The organism is Collinsella sp. AM41-2BH (assembly GCF_003468085.1).
In the GTDB taxonomy this organism is placed as follows: Bacteria; Actinomycetota; Coriobacteriia; order Coriobacteriales; family Coriobacteriaceae; genus Collinsella.
On sequence record NZ_QSGH01000006.1, the window covers coordinates 1 to 268 of the forward strand.

The following is a 268-nucleotide window of genomic DNA, read 5'->3' on the forward strand; positions in this document are numbered from 1 at the left end:
AACGCGCCGAGCGCCACGGCCAGCGCGCCCGCGCCGAGCGCCGCAAGGGCGAGCAGCTTCGCCGCGACGGCGCGCCCTCGCGAGGGGACCGCCGTGAGGTTGGCGAGGCGGCCGGCAGCGCGCTCCTCGTCCACGGCGAGCCCGCAGACGATGGCGGACATGAGCGGCATGAGGGCGCCGAGGAACTGGGCGTAGGCGTCCGCGCCCAGCGCCGGGTCCCATCGGGTTACGGAGAAGTACTCGCCGCAGGCAAGACCGGCCGCCAGGC

General features: G+C 76.5%; 1 pseudogene. It reads right to left on the reverse strand.

Annotated elements, in window-relative coordinates:
- Nucleotides 1-268 (reverse strand): annotated as a pseudogene (locus DW899_RS10645) (lantibiotic ABC transporter permease); the annotation flags it as partial.